This window comes from Lautropia dentalis (assembly GCF_003892345.1).
Classification (GTDB): Bacteria; Pseudomonadota; Gammaproteobacteria; order Burkholderiales; family Burkholderiaceae_E; genus Lautropia; species Lautropia dentalis.
On the sequence record NZ_RRUE01000001.1, the window covers coordinates 2,021,173 to 2,037,749 of the forward strand.

Consider the following 16,577-nt stretch of genomic DNA (forward strand, 5'->3'; position numbering starts at 1 on the left):
ATCACTGCCCTCCCCGGCCGGTGCCCTTCGTTGCACTGGCCGCATCGCCGGTGCCAGCCGGTATGCCACGCTGCAGACGGACCTTCTGTCCGTCGCGCAGCAGGTTGGCGCCGGCCGTGATCACCTGTTCACCCGCCTGCAGCCCCCGGGTGATGACGACGCGGTTGCCGCTGGTGGCGCCCAGCTGCACGGCCCGCTGGTGGACCGTCTGGTTCGCTGTGTCGATCACCCAGACCCAGGTGCCGGCATCGCGGCTGTAAAGGGCGGAGAGCGGAACGCTCAGCACCGGTTCGCCGGGATCATCCGGCTGGGCGGTGGCGCTCATGCCCAGTGCCACGTCCCGGGTGTCACCCAGCAGCGCCAGCCGGGCGGCATAGGTGCGCGAGGCGGGGTCGGCCGATGGGCTCAGTTCGCGCAGCAGCGCCTGCCAGTGGCGGCCCGGCAGGCTGGCAAAGCTCACCTCCCACTGTTCCACGGCACGGACCCGGCCCAGCTCGGCCTCCGGAATGGCCACCGCCACTTCCACGTCGCCCTGTCGCGCCACCTGCATCACCGGCTGGCCGGGCGCCACCACCTGCCCCGGTTCCACATGCACTGCGGTGACCACCCCCTCCACCTCACTGGTCAGGTTGCGGTAACCGAAGGCGTTGTCGGCCTGTCGCAGCTGCGCGGTGGCGGCCTTCAGGCGGGAGCGGGCCACATCGACGGCGGCGCGGGCCCGGTCGACATTGGCGCTGCTGACGAAGTTGCGGGCGTGCAGGCGTTCGGCCCGCCCCAGATCGGCCTCGGCCAGCTTCAGCTCGCTGCGGGCCGCCACCTGTTCGGCGCGCCGGGCGTTGACCAGCGGCTGCAGGTCGGCAGGATCGATCCGGGCCAGTACCTCACCGGGATGAATACGGTCGCCCACATCCACGGGACGGGCAATCACCCGGCCACCGGTCTGGAAGGCGTAGGCGGTTTCGGTGCGGGCACGCACGTCACCCGCCAGGGTCCAGCTGGCCAGCAGCGGACCGGGAGTGAGCGTTTCCGACAGGACGGGCCGGGGCGGCTCCTCGTGGGGCTGGGGCTTTGGGCTGCAGCCTGCGAGCAGGGCCTGGAGCACCAGCAGAAAGAAAGGCAGTGTGCGCAGAAACGGAGGCATGAGGAAGATGCCCGGATGTATGACCGGTTGTAACTGACTGGTTGGTTAGACATTGTGCCATCTTTGTTCATCAACCGTTCATGAATACTTCATGCCCCCTTTATGATGGCGGGCGTGATCTGCCATGGTGCCTGGCGCGTGTACCCTGCCTGGCAAGACGGTCACAGGCTCCGGGTATGTTCCCGCAAACCGCCTGGAACAGCGCGCCTGGACGCGTGGATACAATCGCGCCATGAATACATCGCCCGCCCCCGACCCTGGGCAGCCAATGCCGTCGTCCGCCGACCCGTCGCATCCGGCCGGCCCGGTTTCCGGGCCGTCCGCGCACAGTCCCTGGCATGCCGTCGAGCACACCGAGAACTTTCCGGTGGGGTCATGGCTGGTGCCGGCCCGGCTGCGGGGTGCGGTAGTGGCCGTCTATCATTTTGCGCGGCATGCCGACGATCTGGCCGATGAGGGCGATGCCCCGGTGGTGGCGCGCGAGGCCGCCCTGCTGGCGCTCGATGCCGCGGTGCAGCAGGCCAGCCGCGGCACACCCAGCGGCATCGCCGTGGTGGACGGGCTGATGGCGCCGGCCGCCCGCCACGGGCTGGACTGGCAGTGCTTTCGCGACCTGATCGACGCATTCCGGCAGGATCTGCGCGTGACGCGCTATGCCCGTGCCGATGATGTGCAGGACTACTGCCGCCGCTCGGCCGATCCGGTCGGACGGCTGATGCTGCAGCTCTACGGCGCCGACACCCCCGACAACCGCGGGCAGGCGGACGCCATCTGCAGCGCCCTGCAGCGCATCAACTTCCTGCAGGACATCGGCATCGATGCCGGCAAGGACCGGGTCTATCTGCCCGAAGAGACGCTGGCGGCCGCCGGCAGCAGCGCCGCGCAGCTGCTGGCCGAAGCCCGCGCCGGGCGTCTGGGGGCGGCCAGCCGCCTGGCCGTGCAGCGGGAATGGCAGCGCGCGCAGGCACAGCTGCAGTCGGGCGTGGGCCTGACTGCCCGGCTGCCGTGGCGCCTGGCGGCCGAACTGCGCTTCATCATCGCCGGCGGGCAGCGGATTCTGGACCGGATCGCCGGTGCCGGTTACGATGCCGTCGCCCATCGCCCTGCCCTCGGCTGGCGTGATGCACCGGCCCTGCTGGGCCTGGCCCTGCGGCCGCGGCGCCGGTGAGCTTTGACCCGGCTGGCCGATTTGCTCCGGCAGGCGCAGGCAGGGACAATGCGGGCTACGGGTTTTTCTTCCACGCGGTTGATCCATGACACCTGACGAATACTGCCAGGACAAGGCGGTACAGAGCGGTTCGAGCTTCTATTACAGCTTCCTGTTCCTGCCCCCCGAACGGCGGCGGGCCATCACCGCGCTCTATGCCTGGTGCCGCGAGCTGGATGACGTGGCCGATTCCCAGGGGGACCGCGGCGTGGCCCGGCGCAAGCTCGACTGGTGGGCGCAGGAGGTGCGTGACCTGTACGCCGGCGCGCCCACCCACCCGGTGACGCGTGCGCTGCAGCCTTTTCTGGCGCCCTTCGGCATCCAGCGCCGCCAGCTGATGGAAGTGATCGATGGCATGCGCATGGATCTGGACGACGTGCGTTATCTGGATTTCGAGAGCCTGAAACTCTACTGTCGCCGCGCGGCCGGTGTGGTCGGCGAAATGTCGGCCGGCATCTTTGGCTACAGTGATGCACAGACGCTGGTCTACGCCGACCGGCTGGGCCTGGCCTTCCAGCTCACCAATATCATCCGCGACGTGGGTGAGGACGCCCGCATGGGCCGTGTCTATCTGCCACAGCAGGATCTGATCCGTCACGGCCTGAGCCGCCAGCAGTTCCTGTCCGGGCGCGCCGGGCTGGAGGAGCAGCCGGCCTTCCGGGCGCTGATGGCCGAACAGGCCGCACGGGCCCGCGATGCCTACCGGGAAGCCTTTGCCGCCCTGCCGGAAGTCGACCGCAACCGCCAGCGCCCGGGGCTGATCATGGCGGCCATCTACGTGGCGCTGCTCGACGAGATCGAACGCAGCGGCTACGCCGTGCTCAACCAGCGCATCGCGCTGACACCGCTGCGCAAGTTCTGGCTGGCCTGCAGAACCCGGGCCACCGGGCGTGCGCCGCGCATCGCCTCATGACCGACACGGCATGCTCTGATCACCCACGCACATCATGCGACACATGTTTTCCGACCGGCACGCCCGGCATACCCCGCCGACGCGGCCGATGGACCCGGTCATCATCATCGGCGCCGGCTGGGCGGGCCTGTCGGCAGCGCTGCACCTGCGGCAGGCCGGCGTACCGGTCCGCGTGCTGGAGGCCGCGCCCCAGGCGGGCGGGCGGGCCCGCCGGCAGGTACTGCCCTGGCCCGATACCGACGGCATCGCGCTGGACAACGGCCAGCACCTGCTGCTGGGGGCCTATCGCGACACGCTCGATCTGGTGGCCTGGCTCGATGGCCAGGGCATGGATCGCCTGCCGCTGCGGCTCGAGAATGCAGCCGGCCTGCAGCTGCGCCGCCGCCGTCATGTCCTGGCGGCCGGCACTCCCGATTCGCTGAGCCGCCAGCTGGCCGAATCGCTGTCGCTGCTGGCGGCGGTGCTGACGTCCCGCGGGCTCTCCCGGGGTGATCGCCTGCAGCTGGTCTGGACGCTGTTTCGTGCCCGGGCGGCCGGCTGGCGGCCCCCGGTGGGCGTGCGCACGGTGGCCGAGTGGTACCAGTACACGCGCCAGCCGGCGCGGCTCGTGCAACAGCTATGGGATCCGCTGGTGATCAGTGCGATGAACACCCCGCCGGCGCTGGCCTCGGCCACCGTGTTCCTGCGCGTGCTGCGCGACAGTCTCGGCCAGGCCCCCACCGCCAGCGATTTCGTGCTGGCCGGGCAGGATCTTGCTGCCCTCTTCGTCGATCCGGCCGTGGACTGGCTGGAGCGCCATGGCTGCCCGGTACGGCTGCGCACCCCGGTGCGCGAGATCCGGGTGGACCTCCAGGCCCGGCCGCATCATGGCTATCTGCTTCGCGCTTTCGATCCCTCGGCGGGCGAGCAGCAGCTGCGTGCCCGTCATCTGGTGCTGGCCACCCCGCCATGGACGGCGGCGCGCCTGCTGGCCGATCTGGCGCCTCCGGCCTCGCTGGCGCCACTGGAAGGCTTTGGCTGGCGGCCGATCACCACCGCTTATGTGGGCTGGCGGGCCGGCAACCATGCGCTGCCCACCCGGCTGCCGCCCGTGTTCTCGCTGGTCGATGCCCAGGGCAAGGCCCAGCCGGCCCACTGGTATTTCGACCGGGGCCGCCGGGCCGGATGGCATCTGGGCGCCCTGGTGATCAGCGACAGCGGCGAGGCCATGGCCCAGGGCGAGGATGCCCTGCGTGCCGGGCTGCAGAAACAGCTGGCCACGGTGATGGGCCTGCCACCGGCCGAGCACATCGTGCTTATCCACGAAAAGCGCGCCACGTTCTCATGTACCGATGACCGCCCGCTGGTCACGCCCGGTTCCCTGCTGCCGCAACTGCCCGGCGTGGCGCTGGCCGGCGACTACAGCTACGGCGGCTACCCGGCCACGCTGGAAGGGGCCGTGCGCAGCGGGCGAATGGCAGCGGAGATCATTCTTTCGGGGGTGTGAAAACGGCACACGCCAGCAGTCATGGCCCGTCGCCGAATCTGCACACTGCCGGCGCTGCCCTGCCTGGCAAGACGAGCAGCTCCGCCTGCGCGGCGCCCTGCGGTTCGCCGGTGCCGATTTTCACCTCGTTGATCGGCCAGCCTCGCCTGTGCGGCGCCCTGTCAGCACACGGCGGGGCCAGCGCGGGGGCCGATGAATCCATAACCTGCTTCAGGACGCGCGCTCAGTCCCAGGCCTGCTCCAGCGCCTCGCCGATCCGTTCCACCGCCACCACCTCCAGCCCGGCCAGCGGCTTGCGTGGCGCGTTGGCCTTCGGGCAGATCACCCGGGAAAAGCCCAGCTTCAGCGCCTCGCGCAGGCGTTCCTGTCCGCGGGGTGACGGCCGGACTTCGCCGGCCAGCCCCAGTTCGCCGAACACGGCCAGGCCGGGCGGTAGCGGCCGGTTCTTCAGCGACGACAGCACGGCCAGCACCACCGCCATGTCGGCCGCCGGCTCGGTGATGCGCACACCGCCCACGGCATTCAGGAACACGTCCTGGTCGTGATAATGAATGCCCGCGTGACGGTTGAGCACCGCCAGCAGCAGCGACAGCCGCATCGGATCCAGCCCCACGCACAGCCGCCGCGGCGCGCCGCCGGCCGACTGGTCCACCAGCGCCTGAATCTCCACCAGCAGGGGCCGGGTGCCCTCCTGCGTGACCAGCACGCAAGAGCCTGGCACCGGATCGGCATGCTGCGACAGAAAGAGTGCCGACGGGTTGGTGACCGCCTTCAGCCCGCGGTCGGTCATGCCGAACACGCCCAGCTCGTTCACTGCGCCGAAGCGGTTCTTGATGGCACGGATCAGCCGGTAGGTGGAATGGCTGTCGCCCTCGAAATAGAGCACCGTGTCCACCATGTGTTCCAAAATGCGCGGGCCGGCCAGCGCCCCTTCCTTGGTCACGTGGCCGATCATCACCACCGCCACGCCCTGCTGCTTGGCCAGCCGCGTGAGCTGGGCCGCACAGTCGCGCACCTGCGACACGCTGCCGGGCGCCGAGGTCAGGTCATCGCTCATCATCGTCTGGATCGAGTCGATCACCACCACGGCCGGTCTGACCTGCGCAATGGCCTGGGTGATATGCGCCAGCGAGATTTCGGCCAGCATCGGCAGCGTCCGGCCGTCGATCCCTAGCCGGGCCGCCCGCAGCGCCACCTGGGCCAGCGATTCCTCGCCGCTCACATACAGCACCGGCTGGTCCTGCGACATGCGGGCCAGCGCCTGCAGCAGCAGCGTGGACTTGCCGATGCCCGGATCCCCGCCGATCAGCACCACCGAGCCGGGCACCATGCCACCGCCCAGCACGCGGTCGAACTCGGCCAGCCCAGTGGGCAGCCGCGGTACCGTATCGACCGGCACGTCCGACAGCAGCGCCACCGTCGAGGTCTCGGCCAGCATGCCGGTGGTGGGCCGGCCGCCGCCTGCCGGCTTTTTCGGCACGCGGAATTCTTCCAGCGTGTTCCAGGCATGGCAGGCCGGGCACTGGCCCAGCCACTTGGCGGTGGTGTTGCCGCAGTCGCGACAGACGAACTGGGTTTTGCTCATGAATCCGTTCCGGGGCGAGCCGGGGCCTGTCCGTTCGGATCAGGCCGGGCCGGTGGTAATCGTATGCGGGTGTGATCGTACGGTCTCTGCGCTGACGGTGCGGATCCGCACGCGTGTCATGGACGCTTCAGCCTCTGCACGCTAGCCGGTCTGGCGCCGTACCCGGGCGGTGATGGCGCACATCAGTTCATAGCCGAGCGTGCCGGCCGATTCGGCCACCTCGTCGATGAAGACCTGCTCGCCCCACAGTTCCACCGGGGTGCCCGGCCCGGCGTGCGGCACCGGAGTCAGATCCACCGCCAGCATGTCCATCGACACCCGGCCCAGCGTGCGGCTGCGCACCCCGTCGATGGCCACCGGCGTACCGGTGGGCGCCACGCGGGGGTAGCCATCGGCATAGCCGCAGCCGACGATGCCGATGCGTATCGGGGACTCGGCCACGAAACGGCCGCCGTAGCCGGTCGCCTCACCCGGCGCCAGTGTCTGTACCGCCAGAATCTCGCCCTGCAGGCGCATGGCGGGCTGCAACCCCAGTTCCGGCGCCCGCCGTCCGGCAAAGGGACTGGCACCGTAGAGGGCAATACCCGGACGCGCCCAGTGTTGCAGCGACGCCGGTAGCGTGTAGAGTGCGGCCGAATTGGCCGAACAGTGCGCCAGTTCGCTGCCCGCCGGCAGGCGGGCGGAGACGGCCGCCACGGCCTCATCGAACACCGCCAGCGGCGTGTCGGCACCGCCCGGGCTGTCGGCGTTGGCAAAGTGCGTCATGCAGCCGGCGAGCTGCACGTTCGGTGTGGCCAGCAGTGCATCCAGAAAGGCCGGCAGCGCCGCCGGTGTCACGCCCAGCCGGTTCAGCCCCGTGTTGATCTTCAGATACACCTGCACCGGCTGACCGGCCGCTGCAATCCACTGCAGGTGCCGGGGCTGCGAAATGGCCAGCGTCAGCTGCTGCTGTGCGGCCTGTCGCACGTCGCCCGCATCGAAGGGGCCTTCGAGCATCAGCACCGGCCGTGTCCAGCCCCGCTCGCGCAGCAGGCGGGCCCCCTCGAATTCGAGCAGTGCCATGCCATCGGCTGCCGCAAAGCCCTGCAGGGCGTTGAGCAACCCGTGCCCGTAGGCGTCGGCCTTGACCACGGCCCAGAGCCGGGTGTCCTGGCGGGACTGGACCTGGAGGGCGCCGCCCGGAGTGGGCTGGTGGGCTTCGGCGATCAGTGTTCGCATCCGTGCCAGGTTGTGGACCATGGCGCCGGTCAGGGTGGTGGCGGTGAGGTTTCGCGGCATGGCGTGATGATAACGGCACGTCCGGCCGGGGGCCGCAGTGGTGTCCGTCCGGTGCCACGGCCGGGGAACCACGCTGCCGCGAATTGTTACCCGCGTACACGGGGCGGCGGCGCAGCGGCCATTTTCCGAATTTCCAGCGCTGGATTGTTACCCGCGTACACGGGACGGCGGCACGCAGCCGGGTGGGTACGGTTATCATCGCGGGCGAGGCATGCCCGTGGCGTGCCGGAAACCCACATGGGCCGCCGCAGACGTGTCGCACGACCCGTCGCACGGCCCCCAAGACTGGAAGGGATCCGCCTGGATGAAACCCGGCTTCTACACCATCATGGCCGCGCAGTTCCTGTCGTCACTGGCCGACAACGCGCTGCTGATCGCTGCCATTGCCCTGCTCAACGAGGCCCATTCGGCCGACTGGCTGATTCCCTTCCTGAAGCTGGTCTTCGTGGTGTCGTACGTGCTGCTGGCGCCCTTCGTGGGCGCCTTTGCCGATGCCATTCCGAAGGGCCGGGTGATGTTTCTCACCAACGCCATCAAGCTGCTGGGCTGCATCCTGCTGCTGGGCATGCTGCCGCCGCTGGCCGCCTATGCACTGGTGGGTTTCGGCGCAGCGGCCTATTCGCCGGCCAAGTACGGCATTCTCACCGAACTGCTGCCCCCCGAGAAGCTGGTGGCCGCCAATGGCTGGATCGAGGGCACCACGGTGGCCTCCATCATCCTCGGCACGGTGCTGGGCGGCGTGCTGATCTCGCCCCATGTGGCGCCCTGGCTGCTGTCCTTCGACCTGCCCGTGCTGGATACCCACATCGACACGCCGGCCGAGGCCGCGGTGATGGTGATCATCGGCATCTATGGTGCGGCGGCACTGATCAACCTGCGCATTCCCGATACCGGCGCCCGCTATCCGGAACGCGCCAGGCATCCGCTGTCGCTGCTGCAGTCGTTCTGGCGCTGCAACCTCACGCTGTGGCGTGATCCACTGGGCCAGATCGCACTGGCCGTCACCACCCTCTTCTGGGGCGCTGGTGCCTCGCTGCAGTTCCTGGTGCTGAAGTGGGCCGAGCACCAGCTCGACATGCGGCTCGACCAGGCCACCCGCCTGCAGGGCATCGTCGCCCTCGGCGTGGCACTGGGCGCGGTGCTGGCCGCCTCGTGGGTGCCGCTCAAACGCTCGCTGCGGGTGCTGCCGCTGGGGGCGGCCATGGGTGTTGCCGTGGCCGCCATGAGCCTCGTGCACAACGAGATCCTCGCCATGATCGTGCTGCTGGTCATCGGCCTGCTGTCGGGCTTCTTCGTGGTGCCGATGAACGCCCTGCTCCAGCACCGCGGCTACGTGGTGATGAGCGCCGGCCATTCCATCGCCGTGCAGAACTTCAACGAGAACCTCAACATCCTCGTGATGCTGCTGTTCTACGCGCTGATGCTCTGGCTGAACCTGCCCATCAACCTGGTGACCGTGCTGTTCGGCCTCACCGTGTCGGCCATCATGGTGCTGGTGATGATCTGGCACCGCCGCAACCAGCGCATCAACGACACCGAGCACCTGATCGGCGAAGACCCGCACCACGGCAACGTGCCCGGGGCGCACTGAATACCCGGTCAGGCGCAAGCCCGCAGCCGGCATTGCCAGGCGTTGCCGCACACGCAGTGGCATGACCTGCCTGATAACCCGCCTGATATCGGGCACCCGACCGTATCAGGACGGACGCCGGGGTGAGCCAGCGCGGCCACCGGTCGTGCGCCTGCCGGCCGGTTCGGGAATGGTCACCGGCTCACCGGCCGCTTCGGTGACGGTGGCCAGCGCCAGACAGAGGTCTTCCCATGCCTTCAGCTTGTCCTGCTGGTTGCGCAGCAGATAGGCCGGGTGGTAGGTGACCACCACCGGCACCTGCCGGTCATCCAGCGTGATGTGGTGCAGCTTGTTGCGCAGCCGGCCGATCTGCAGGTCCGACTGCAGCACGCTCTGTGCGGCAAAACGCCCCAGCAGCAGGATGCAGTCCGGCTTCACCAGCCGGATCTGCTCGTGCAGGAACGGCTCGCAGGCAGCCACCTCGTCCCGTTCCGGATTGCGGTTGCCCGGCGGCCGGCACTTCAGGACGTTGGCAATGAACACCTCGGCATCCGGATCGATGCCGGCTGCGTCCAGCATCGCATCGAGCAGCCTGCCGGCCTGGCCGACGAATGCCTCCCCGCGCCGGTCCTCCTCCGCCCCGGGGGCCTCGCCGATCAGCAGCCAGCGCGCCTGCTGCGGCGTGCCCCGGCCGAACACCGTATGCGTGCGTGTCTGCGACAGCCGGCAGCGCCGGCAGTCGGCCACGTCCTCGCGCAGCTGGATCCAGCGCTCGGCTTCGGTCAGCGGCCGGGGGACATCGGCGTCCGCCATCCCTGCAGGCGCGGCGGCCGATGCATCGCCGCTCCCGCGGGAACCTGCGACCGGTGATGTCCGGGGTGTCTGTCTGCCGGTGGCCGCCGGAGGCGCGTCGTCCCAGACCGGTATCTGTACGAGGAGGCCGCTGTCGTCCTGCCAGGGTTCGGTATCCCAGCTGGCCAGCGCCTGGTCTTCGTCCCAGGCGGGATGGCCAGTATCAGGTTCCCCGACAGCGTTGCCGTGCGCTTCCCGGGATGATGAACCGGACATGGAGCCGGATACCGGCGTCTGCTGCCGATGGGTGACATCATGGGGCGTGTTCGAAGATCCGGACAGGGGACCGGATACCGGTGCGGATGCAGGTGCAGTCTGTTCGGGAACTGCCCCTTTCGCAGGCCCGGCGCCTTGGTGGTCCTGCCCGCCTGCCTGAGCCTGCCGTTGGTGGGCACCTGTTCCCGCCTGCGAGACATTCCCGGTGCCGGTCTGCGCGTCTGCCGGCACGTCATCCGCCATGCCATCGGGTGCCCCTAAAGCATCAGGCAATCCATCAGGTATTCCGTCAGGTGCCGGCGTCCCCTGAAGCGCTGCGGGATCCACCGCCATCCGTTCGCCCGCCCCGGGCAGGGCACCCGCGCGCGGCTGCCACAGCGGCCCCAGCCCGAGCGCTGCCCAGGCATGGCGCCGCCGGGCGGTCAGCACGGGGTCGGCCGCCCTGTGTTCGGCCGGGGGCGAGGGAATCGCGGCAGGCTGTTCTTCGGTCATCGGCTGTCCTGTTCTGAGTCGCCGGGTACGAGATCGCAGCGTATCACCCAGGCGTCGTCGGTACGGCCATCGGCGTGGCGGTAGTAGGCCCTGCGCTGGCCAACCGTCCGGAAACCCCGGCTGCGGTAGAGCCTCAGAGCCGGCGCATTGGCGCTGGCCACCTCGAGAAACAGGCAGCGCCCGCCCTGCCCGCGAATGTGTGCCAGCAGGATATCCAGTGCTTCGCCCCCCAGCCCCTGCCCCTGATGACTGCGGGCCATGGCAAAGGTAAGCAGTTCCCATTCGTCCAGAACCCCCACCAGCACCGCGTAGCCGACCGGCGCCGTCGGATCCGCTCCGGTGAAGATCCAGGCCAGATAGCCGGCATCCAGCGCACCGGCAAACTGGCCGCTGCGCCACGGGAAGGGTTGCACGTCCTGTTCGATGGCGTCCACTGCCGGCAGGTCGGCCGCCGTCATGGCCCGTACACGCAGTCGCCCGGCGGCCGTCTGCCCGGATGGTGATCGGGCAGCTACCTGCGATACGTCCGCTGCTGCCTTCACCCGGCGTGCTCCCCGGGCTGGTGGCACGCACCGCCATGGTCACCTGCCTGGGCTGTCTGGGACGCTTCGGCATGCCGTGGGGGGATAGCGGCCGGGTGTGCTTCCGGGTCGCGAACAGGTGGTGATATCGGGGCTGCCTGCCGCACTCCGGCCTGCCGTGCCGCCTCGCGGGCGGCTGCCAGCTGGCGCTGGCCTTCACGGTCGAGGGCCACCTGGTCACGCACGTACAGCGGACAAAGGGTGCTGGCCGGCTGCAGGGCTGGCGCCCCCCGGGCACCGGCCACGGCCAGCACGGCCTGGGCCGAGGGCCGGCGGGCGGCCGCCAGGCCGGCGTCCTGCCCGGTTTTCATGGCCCATTCCCGCAGGGCGGCAAAATCCGGCCCGAACCCGCTGCCGGCCAGATGCACGGCCTGGATCTTCCCGGCGGCCTGCAGGGTATCGGCCAGCGCGGCAAAGGCGCTGGCGGCCTGTTCGGCTGCGCCCACGGCGGGCGCCAGAACCTCCTCCGGCCAATGCCCCGGGCGACACAGGAAGGCGGCGTAATAGCATTCGTGCATCCGGGCATCCAGCGCGGCGCACAGCAGCCAGGGGGTGGATGCCTCGTCCAGCGGAAAACGCCACTCCGGCACGGTGGCCGCCAGAGCAGGCAAGGCCCCGATGGCGCCGACCGGTCGCTGCCGGGGTAGCGCCAGCCCCTGCACGAGGCCCACGGCGATGCGCAGCGAGGTGAAGGCGCCGGGGCCGGTGTTGACCAGAAAGCGCTGGACGGCCGACAGCGGCTGGCCTGCCTGCGCCAGCGCCTGCCTGACCAGCGTCAGGGCATCGCGCGAGGCCTGCGCACCACCCTGCACGCCCAGCCGTTCGCGGGCGCCCAGCGCGATTTCCGGGATGGCCGCTCCGGACAGGTCTTCACCTGCCAGCGCTACCGTGCAATCGTCCCATTCAATGGACAGGGCCAGACTCAGAGAATTCATCCCGCGATTCTACCGGCTGGCGCAGCCTGCGCGGTGTCCGGGCCTGCCCCGGCTGCCCTGTTCGTATCCCGGACAACCAGGGGTTTCCGACTGTGGCCACCAAACGGGCCGCGGGTTCCGGATGCTTACATTTTCGGGCAGAATAGCCCTATCTGGCGCGATTTCGTGCCGATCTGCCATTCGGTGGCGATGGTAGCTGTTACGCCTCGAGGAGGCCCCGGCGACAGGCATTCCGACGGTTGGGGCAAACAACGCAACATGTCGCCATGCGCGACAAGGCGTCGCGTCTTTGTGCTTTTTGAAACAGATACAGGGACTTCCCCGCGTTCCCCCCACAGGGAATCCCCTGTCACCCGACCGGAATGTGGTGATGTCACGAACATCTGCACCTGTTTCAGGTTATCGTTGAGCCTCACGGGTTTAACGGGATCTGACGGTGTTTTAGAATCGACAAAATCAGAGTTTTTACAGACCTTGTAACTACGGGTAAAAGATTGCCGAAGAGACAAGGATCTTCACAACCAGATGCCTCTAAACTGGTCAGCGGGTAAAGGAAACCCGATATCATCGAAAAATGAACACCAGCGTCAGGAAACTTGTTGTCGTTGATGACGACGCCAAACTGCGGGATCTGCTCAACCGTTATCTGACGGAGCAGCAGTTCGAGGTCACCCTTGCTGCCGACTCGGCCTCGCTGAACCGGCTGATGCAGCGCGAAAGCTTTGACCTGATCATCCTCGACCAGATGCTTCCCGGCGAGGACGGACTCTCGATCATCCGCCGGCTGCGCGCCGCCAACGACCGGACCCCCATCATCATGCTCACCGCCAAGGGTGACGATGTCGACCGCATCATCGGTCTCGAGATGGGGGCGGACGACTACATGCAGAAGCCCTTCAACCCCAGGGAACTGGTGGCCAGGGTGCATGCGGTGCTTCGGCGCCAGATCACCAACGACAGCCCGGGCGGCGCCATGCACGACATCGGCGCCGTGTCCTTCGGCCCCTTCGTCTTCGATCTCGGCACCCGCACCCTCTCGCAGGATGGCAAGCGCCTCAACCTCACCACCGGCGAGTTCTCGGTGCTCAAGGTGCTGGTGCGGCATCCGCGCATCCCGCTGTCGCGCGAAAAGCTCATGCTGCTGGCCCGTGGCCGCGAGTATGGTGCCTTCGACCGCAGCCTGGATGTCCAGATCTCCCGCCTGCGCAAGCTCATCGAGCCCGACCCCCAGAACCCGCGCTTCATCCAGACGGTCTGGGGTGTGGGTTACGTGTTCGTGCCCGCCTGAGCCCGTCTGGCTCTCGCCTGCGGGGGCCATGCCGGCAGCGCCTGTCTTCGGGGTCCGCATCGCACGCCTGAAGCGGCCCCTTTCCCTTCACCGTCTGCAAGGATCGTCGCTTGAGACTCAGCCTGTTCTGGCGCACCTTTGCGCTGATCAGCCTGCTGCTGGCCATCAGCCTGGGCGCGTGGTACCAACTGTACCGTGCCTTCGAGCAGCCTCCCCAGGCCAGCCGCTTCGCCTGGGAGATGGCCTCGGCCATCAATCTGGCCCGCACGGCCCTTTCGCATGTCGAACCCGGCCCGCAGCGCGAGGCCCTGCTGAAGGATTTCGCCAGCAACAGGGGGCTGCGTGTCTACCCCCTCAAGGACAATGACCGCATCGAGCGCTGGCCCGACCGCAAGATGGGCGCCGAGGTCGAGGGCCAGCTGGCCCGCCGTCTCGGGCATCCGGCCATGCTGGCCAGCCGTGTCAATGGCGTCTTCGCCCTCTGGGTCAGCTTCGACATCGGCAGTGAACGCTACTGGCTGATTGCCGAGCCCGAACGCCTCGAAGCACCCACCGGCAGCAGCTGGACCGAAATGGCTGCCTCGGCCATCGGCATCCTGCTGGCCACCATTGGCGGGCTGCTCATCAGCCGGCTGGTCAACCGGCCGCTGGCCAATCTCGCCCGTTCCATCGACCGCCTGTCACGCGGCGAGCCGCCTCCGCGCCTGCCCGAAACCGGTCCCCCCGAAATTGCCATGCTCAACCGCCGCTTCAACGAGCTGGCCGGCGAGCTGCAGGCCATGGATGCCGACCGCGCCATCGTGCTGGCCGGGGTTTCGCACGACGTGCGCACCCCGCTCACCCGGCTGCGCCTGGAGGTGGAAATGAGCGCCCTGCCCGAGGCCGCCCAGGCCTCGATGATCGAGGAGATCGAGCGCATCGATTCCATCGTCCACCAGTTCGTCGAATTTGCCAGCCCGCTGGAGCGCACCGTCGAGGTGGTCGACATCAACGACGTGTTCTCGCAGTTCCTGCGTCTGTACAGCCGCGAGCGCGCAGCCGGCCTGCTGTCGGTGTTCAAGCGTGTCGAACACGGCCTGAGTTGGCAGGGCAACCCGGTGCTGCTCGAGCGCATTCTCAGCAACGTCTTCGAAAATGCCATCAAGTACGCAGCCACCCCGGGCGAGCGCAACGTGCGCATCGACATCATTGGCCGGCGCCACGAAAAGGGCGTCGAACTGATCTTTCGCGATCATGGCCCGGGCGTGCCGGAGGCCTCGCTCAATCGCCTGGCACGGCCGTTTGCCCGTCTCGATACCGAGCGCAGCGCCATCGGCGGCTCGGGCCTGGGGCTGGCCATCGTGGCGCGGCTGGCACGGCGCACCCGTGGCGGCATGATCATCGAAAATGCCTCCGGCGGCGGCCTCAAGATCCGCGTCGTGCTGCGCGACCTCGATTCCGCCAAGGTCGCAGCCCGTGAAACCTTCGTCGATACGCTGGATCCGGTCAGCGCACCAGCAGAGCTGATGCAAGCGCAGCAATCGACTCGCAACGGCCGACGGTCCCGACCTTCTCGTTCGTCTTCGCTTTCAGGTTGATCTGCGCGGGGTCACACCCGATGGCGCCCGAGAGCGCCGTGATCATCCCCGGCAGCCAGGGTTTCATCTTCGGCTGCTGGGCAATGATCGTCGCATCGATGTTGCCCAGCTGCCAGCCCCGGGCGCGCACCGCAGCCATCGCCTCCTTCAGCAGTACCAGGCTGTCGGCCCCCCTGAAGGCCGGATCGGTATCCGGAAAGTGATGGCCGATATCACCCAGACCGGCGGCCCCCAGCAGCGCGTCGGTGATGGCATGGGCCAGCACGTCGGCATCCGAATGCCCGGCCAAGCCCAGCGGATGTTCCACATGCACACCGCCGATGATCAGCGGTCGCCCTTCCACCAGCACGTGCAGGTCGTAACCCTGCCCGATCCGGAAGGGTATGGTCGTCACTGCTGCGGCAACCCCGGGTTGTGCGTCGCTGCCGGCATGGGCGCCCGAGGCAGCGTGGGTGCTTCCATGGGGGGCCGGGCTGCTGGCAGCGGCACGGGTGGCCGGTGTCGGGATGGGCGATGCGGGATGGGATGAACTCATGGGTCTGTTGTCAAAAGGGAAAAATCTAGTCCTCGACGGCCGGTTCCATCCGCATCAGGATGCGCAGCATGATCAGGTCTTCGGCCGTGGTGATCTTCAGGTTCAGCTTCGAGCCCATCACCATGCGTGGCCGGCCACCCTCGGCCTCGATGGCGCCGGCCTCGTCCGTGACGTTGGGGTGCGCCTCCAGCGCCTTGCGCAGCGGCCCGAAGCGGAAGGTCTGGGGAGTCTGGGCCAGCCACAGCCGGCTGCGGTCCACCGTGCCCCCGGAACGGAATTCGTTGGTGGCCGCCAGCGAGGCACGGCTGTCGATGCGCTTGACCGTATCGGTCACCGGCATGCACAGCAGCGCGCCGCAGGGTTCGTTCTCGAGGTGAGCGGCCAGCCGGCGCAGCGTGCCGGAATCGATGCCCGGCCGGGCGGCATCGTGCACATGAACCCAGTCGTGCGGGTGCGTCAGGCCACGCTGGGCCATGGCCATCAGGCCGTTGAGCACCGTGTCGCGGCGGGTGGGGCCACCGCGACGGATCAGCAGCACCTTCGGATGGCGCAACCCCGGCAGGCGCAGCACCAGCGGATCATCGGCCTGCACCACCACGGCCACCCGGCTGATCCAGGGTTCGGCCAGAAAGGCCGCCACCGTCACCTCCAGCACCGTCTGGCCGTTGCCCAGTTCCAGGTACTGCTTGGGCACCCGGGCACCGAAGCGGCTGCCACTGCCGGCCGCCGGAATCAGCACGAAGTGCCGCGGGCGCACCGGCTCCGCGCCGGCATCGGCCTGCCTCTGCATGCTGTCCCTGTTCATCGTGCTGACCATTCAACCTTCCATTCCATGTCGTCGCGTATCCGGCCACCCTGGAGTGTGCCGTGGACTCATTCGTCCCTGCGAACCCTCTCCGGGCGTGCAGCCGGTAGAATGAC

14 protein-coding genes are annotated in these 16,577 nt (G+C 68.5%); 6 read left to right on the plus strand and 8 right to left on the minus strand.

What is annotated here, in order from left to right:
• Position 1: 1 nt before the first annotated feature.
• On the minus strand, positions 2-1,141 hold the full coding sequence (locus EHV23_RS07840) for an efflux RND transporter periplasmic adaptor subunit (RefSeq protein WP_125095407.1): 1,140 nt from the start codon (positions 1,139-1,141) through the stop codon (positions 2-4).
• A 232-nt stretch (positions 1,142-1,373) separates the two neighbouring features.
• Between EHV23_RS07840 and hpnC the strand changes: the two genes are divergently transcribed.
• The 3 genes from hpnC to hpnE all read left to right on the plus strand — a co-directional run bounded on the left by hpnC (position 1,374) and on the right by hpnE (position 4,747).
• Positions 1,374-2,309, plus strand: coding sequence for a squalene synthase HpnC (gene hpnC, locus EHV23_RS07845; protein WP_238990332.1), 936 nt, complete (start codon positions 1,374-1,376; stop codon positions 2,307-2,309).
• An 85-nt stretch (positions 2,310-2,394) separates the two neighbouring features.
• Positions 2,395-3,261: a presqualene diphosphate synthase HpnD gene (hpnD, locus tag EHV23_RS07850; RefSeq protein WP_125095408.1), complete on the plus strand. Its 867-nt coding sequence runs from the start codon at positions 2,395-2,397 to the stop codon at positions 3,259-3,261.
• 34 nt (positions 3,262-3,295) lie between these two features.
• Positions 3,296-4,747: a hydroxysqualene dehydroxylase HpnE gene (gene hpnE / locus EHV23_RS07855; protein WP_125095409.1), complete on the plus strand. Its 1,452-nt coding sequence runs from the start codon at positions 3,296-3,298 to the stop codon at positions 4,745-4,747.
• Positions 4,748-4,970: 223 nt separating this feature from the next.
• On the opposite strand, the gene radA is transcribed toward hpnE, so the two are convergent.
• Both radA and alr read right to left on the minus strand, forming a co-directional pair.
• Positions 4,971-6,332, minus strand: a complete 1,362-nt coding sequence (gene radA, locus EHV23_RS07860; RefSeq protein ID WP_125095410.1) for a DNA repair protein RadA — start codon at positions 6,330-6,332, stop codon at positions 4,971-4,973.
• A gap of 141 nt (positions 6,333-6,473) precedes the next feature.
• The gene (gene alr, locus EHV23_RS07865) at positions 6,474-7,610 is read right to left on the minus strand and encodes an alanine racemase (protein ID WP_125095411.1); all 1,137 of its coding nucleotides are present in this window, start codon (positions 7,608-7,610) and stop codon (positions 6,474-6,476) included.
• A gap of 304 nt (positions 7,611-7,914) precedes the next feature.
• On the opposite strand from alr, the gene lplT reads away from it, so the two are divergent.
• Complete coding sequence (gene lplT, locus EHV23_RS07870; protein ID WP_125095412.1) at positions 7,915-9,201, plus strand: lysophospholipid transporter LplT; 1,287 nt, start codon at positions 7,915-7,917, stop codon at positions 9,199-9,201.
• A 105-nt stretch (positions 9,202-9,306) separates the two neighbouring features.
• Here lplT and EHV23_RS16045 read toward each other — a convergent pair whose 3' ends face one another.
• The 3 genes from EHV23_RS16045 to tsaB form a co-directional block, all read right to left on the minus strand.
• On the minus strand, positions 9,307-10,248 hold the full coding sequence (locus tag EHV23_RS16045; protein WP_420813035.1) for a uracil-DNA glycosylase: 942 nt from the start codon (positions 10,246-10,248) through the stop codon (positions 9,307-9,309).
• Between the two features lie 488 nt (positions 10,249-10,736).
• Entirely contained in the window at positions 10,737-11,282 is a 546-nt protein-coding gene (locus EHV23_RS07880; RefSeq protein ID WP_125095413.1) for a GNAT family N-acetyltransferase, read from the minus strand.
• The gene (gene tsaB, locus EHV23_RS07885) at positions 11,279-12,256 is read right to left on the minus strand and encodes a tRNA (adenosine(37)-N6)-threonylcarbamoyltransferase complex dimerization subunit type 1 TsaB (protein WP_125095414.1); all 978 of its coding nucleotides are present in this window, start codon (positions 12,254-12,256) and stop codon (positions 11,279-11,281) included. The genes EHV23_RS07880 and tsaB overlap by 4 nt, the downstream gene beginning before the upstream one ends.
• Positions 12,257-12,830: 574 nt before the next feature.
• Here tsaB and ompR point away from each other — a divergent pair.
• Positions 12,831-13,544 (plus strand): osmolarity response regulator transcription factor OmpR, encoded by a 714-nt coding sequence (gene ompR / locus EHV23_RS07890; RefSeq protein ID WP_125095415.1) that lies wholly within the window; start codon positions 12,831-12,833, stop codon positions 13,542-13,544.
• 110 nt (positions 13,545-13,654) lie between these two features.
• Positions 13,655-15,121, plus strand: a complete 1,467-nt coding sequence (locus tag EHV23_RS07895) for an ATP-binding protein (RefSeq protein WP_125095416.1) — start codon at positions 13,655-13,657, stop codon at positions 15,119-15,121.
• Here the strand turns inward: EHV23_RS07895 and ispF are convergent.
• Together ispF and ispD are read right to left on the minus strand one after the other, a co-directional pair.
• Positions 15,030-15,515, minus strand: a complete 486-nt coding sequence (gene ispF, locus EHV23_RS07900) for a 2-C-methyl-D-erythritol 2,4-cyclodiphosphate synthase (protein WP_125095614.1) — start codon at positions 15,513-15,515, stop codon at positions 15,030-15,032. The two genes, EHV23_RS07895 and ispF, sit on opposite strands and share 92 nt — an antisense overlap.
• Before the next feature lie 166 nt (positions 15,516-15,681).
• A complete protein-coding gene (gene ispD / locus EHV23_RS07905; protein ID WP_125095417.1) occupies positions 15,682-16,473 on the minus strand; it encodes a 2-C-methyl-D-erythritol 4-phosphate cytidylyltransferase in 792 nt (263 codons plus the stop codon).
• Between the last annotated feature and the right edge of the window lie 104 nt (positions 16,474-16,577).

What these genes read in the sequence shown, in the direction of transcription:
- hpnD (WP_125095408.1), top strand. Translation starts at nt 2,395, where the DNA reads ATGACACCTGACGAATACTGCCAGGACAAGGCGGTACAGAGCGGTTCG.
- EHV23_RS07840 (WP_125095407.1), bottom strand. Translation starts at nt 1,141, where the DNA reads ATGCCTCCGTTTCTGCGCACACTGCCTTTCTTTCTGCTGGTGCTCCAG.
- alr (WP_125095411.1), bottom strand. Translation starts at nt 7,610, where the DNA reads ATGCCGCGAAACCTCACCGCCACCACCCTGACCGGCGCCATGGTCCAC.
- EHV23_RS16045 (WP_420813035.1), bottom strand. Translation starts at nt 10,248, where the DNA reads ATGTCCGGTTCATCATCCCGGGAAGCGCACGGCAACGCTGTCGGGGAA.
- radA (WP_125095410.1), bottom strand. Translation starts at nt 6,332, where the DNA reads ATGAGCAAAACCCAGTTCGTCTGTCGCGACTGCGGCAACACCACCGCC.
- hpnC (WP_238990332.1), top strand. Translation starts at nt 1,374, where the DNA reads ATGAATACATCGCCCGCCCCCGACCCTGGGCAGCCAATGCCGTCGTCC.
- lplT (WP_125095412.1), top strand. Translation starts at nt 7,915, where the DNA reads ATGAAACCCGGCTTCTACACCATCATGGCCGCGCAGTTCCTGTCGTCA.
- hpnE (WP_125095409.1), top strand. Translation starts at nt 3,296, where the DNA reads ATGCGACACATGTTTTCCGACCGGCACGCCCGGCATACCCCGCCGACG.
- ompR (WP_125095415.1), top strand. Translation starts at nt 12,831, where the DNA reads ATGAACACCAGCGTCAGGAAACTTGTTGTCGTTGATGACGACGCCAAA.
- tsaB (WP_125095414.1), bottom strand. Translation starts at nt 12,256, where the DNA reads ATGAATTCTCTGAGTCTGGCCCTGTCCATTGAATGGGACGATTGCACG.
- ispD (WP_125095417.1), bottom strand. Translation starts at nt 16,473, where the DNA reads ATGGTCAGCACGATGAACAGGGACAGCATGCAGAGGCAGGCCGATGCC.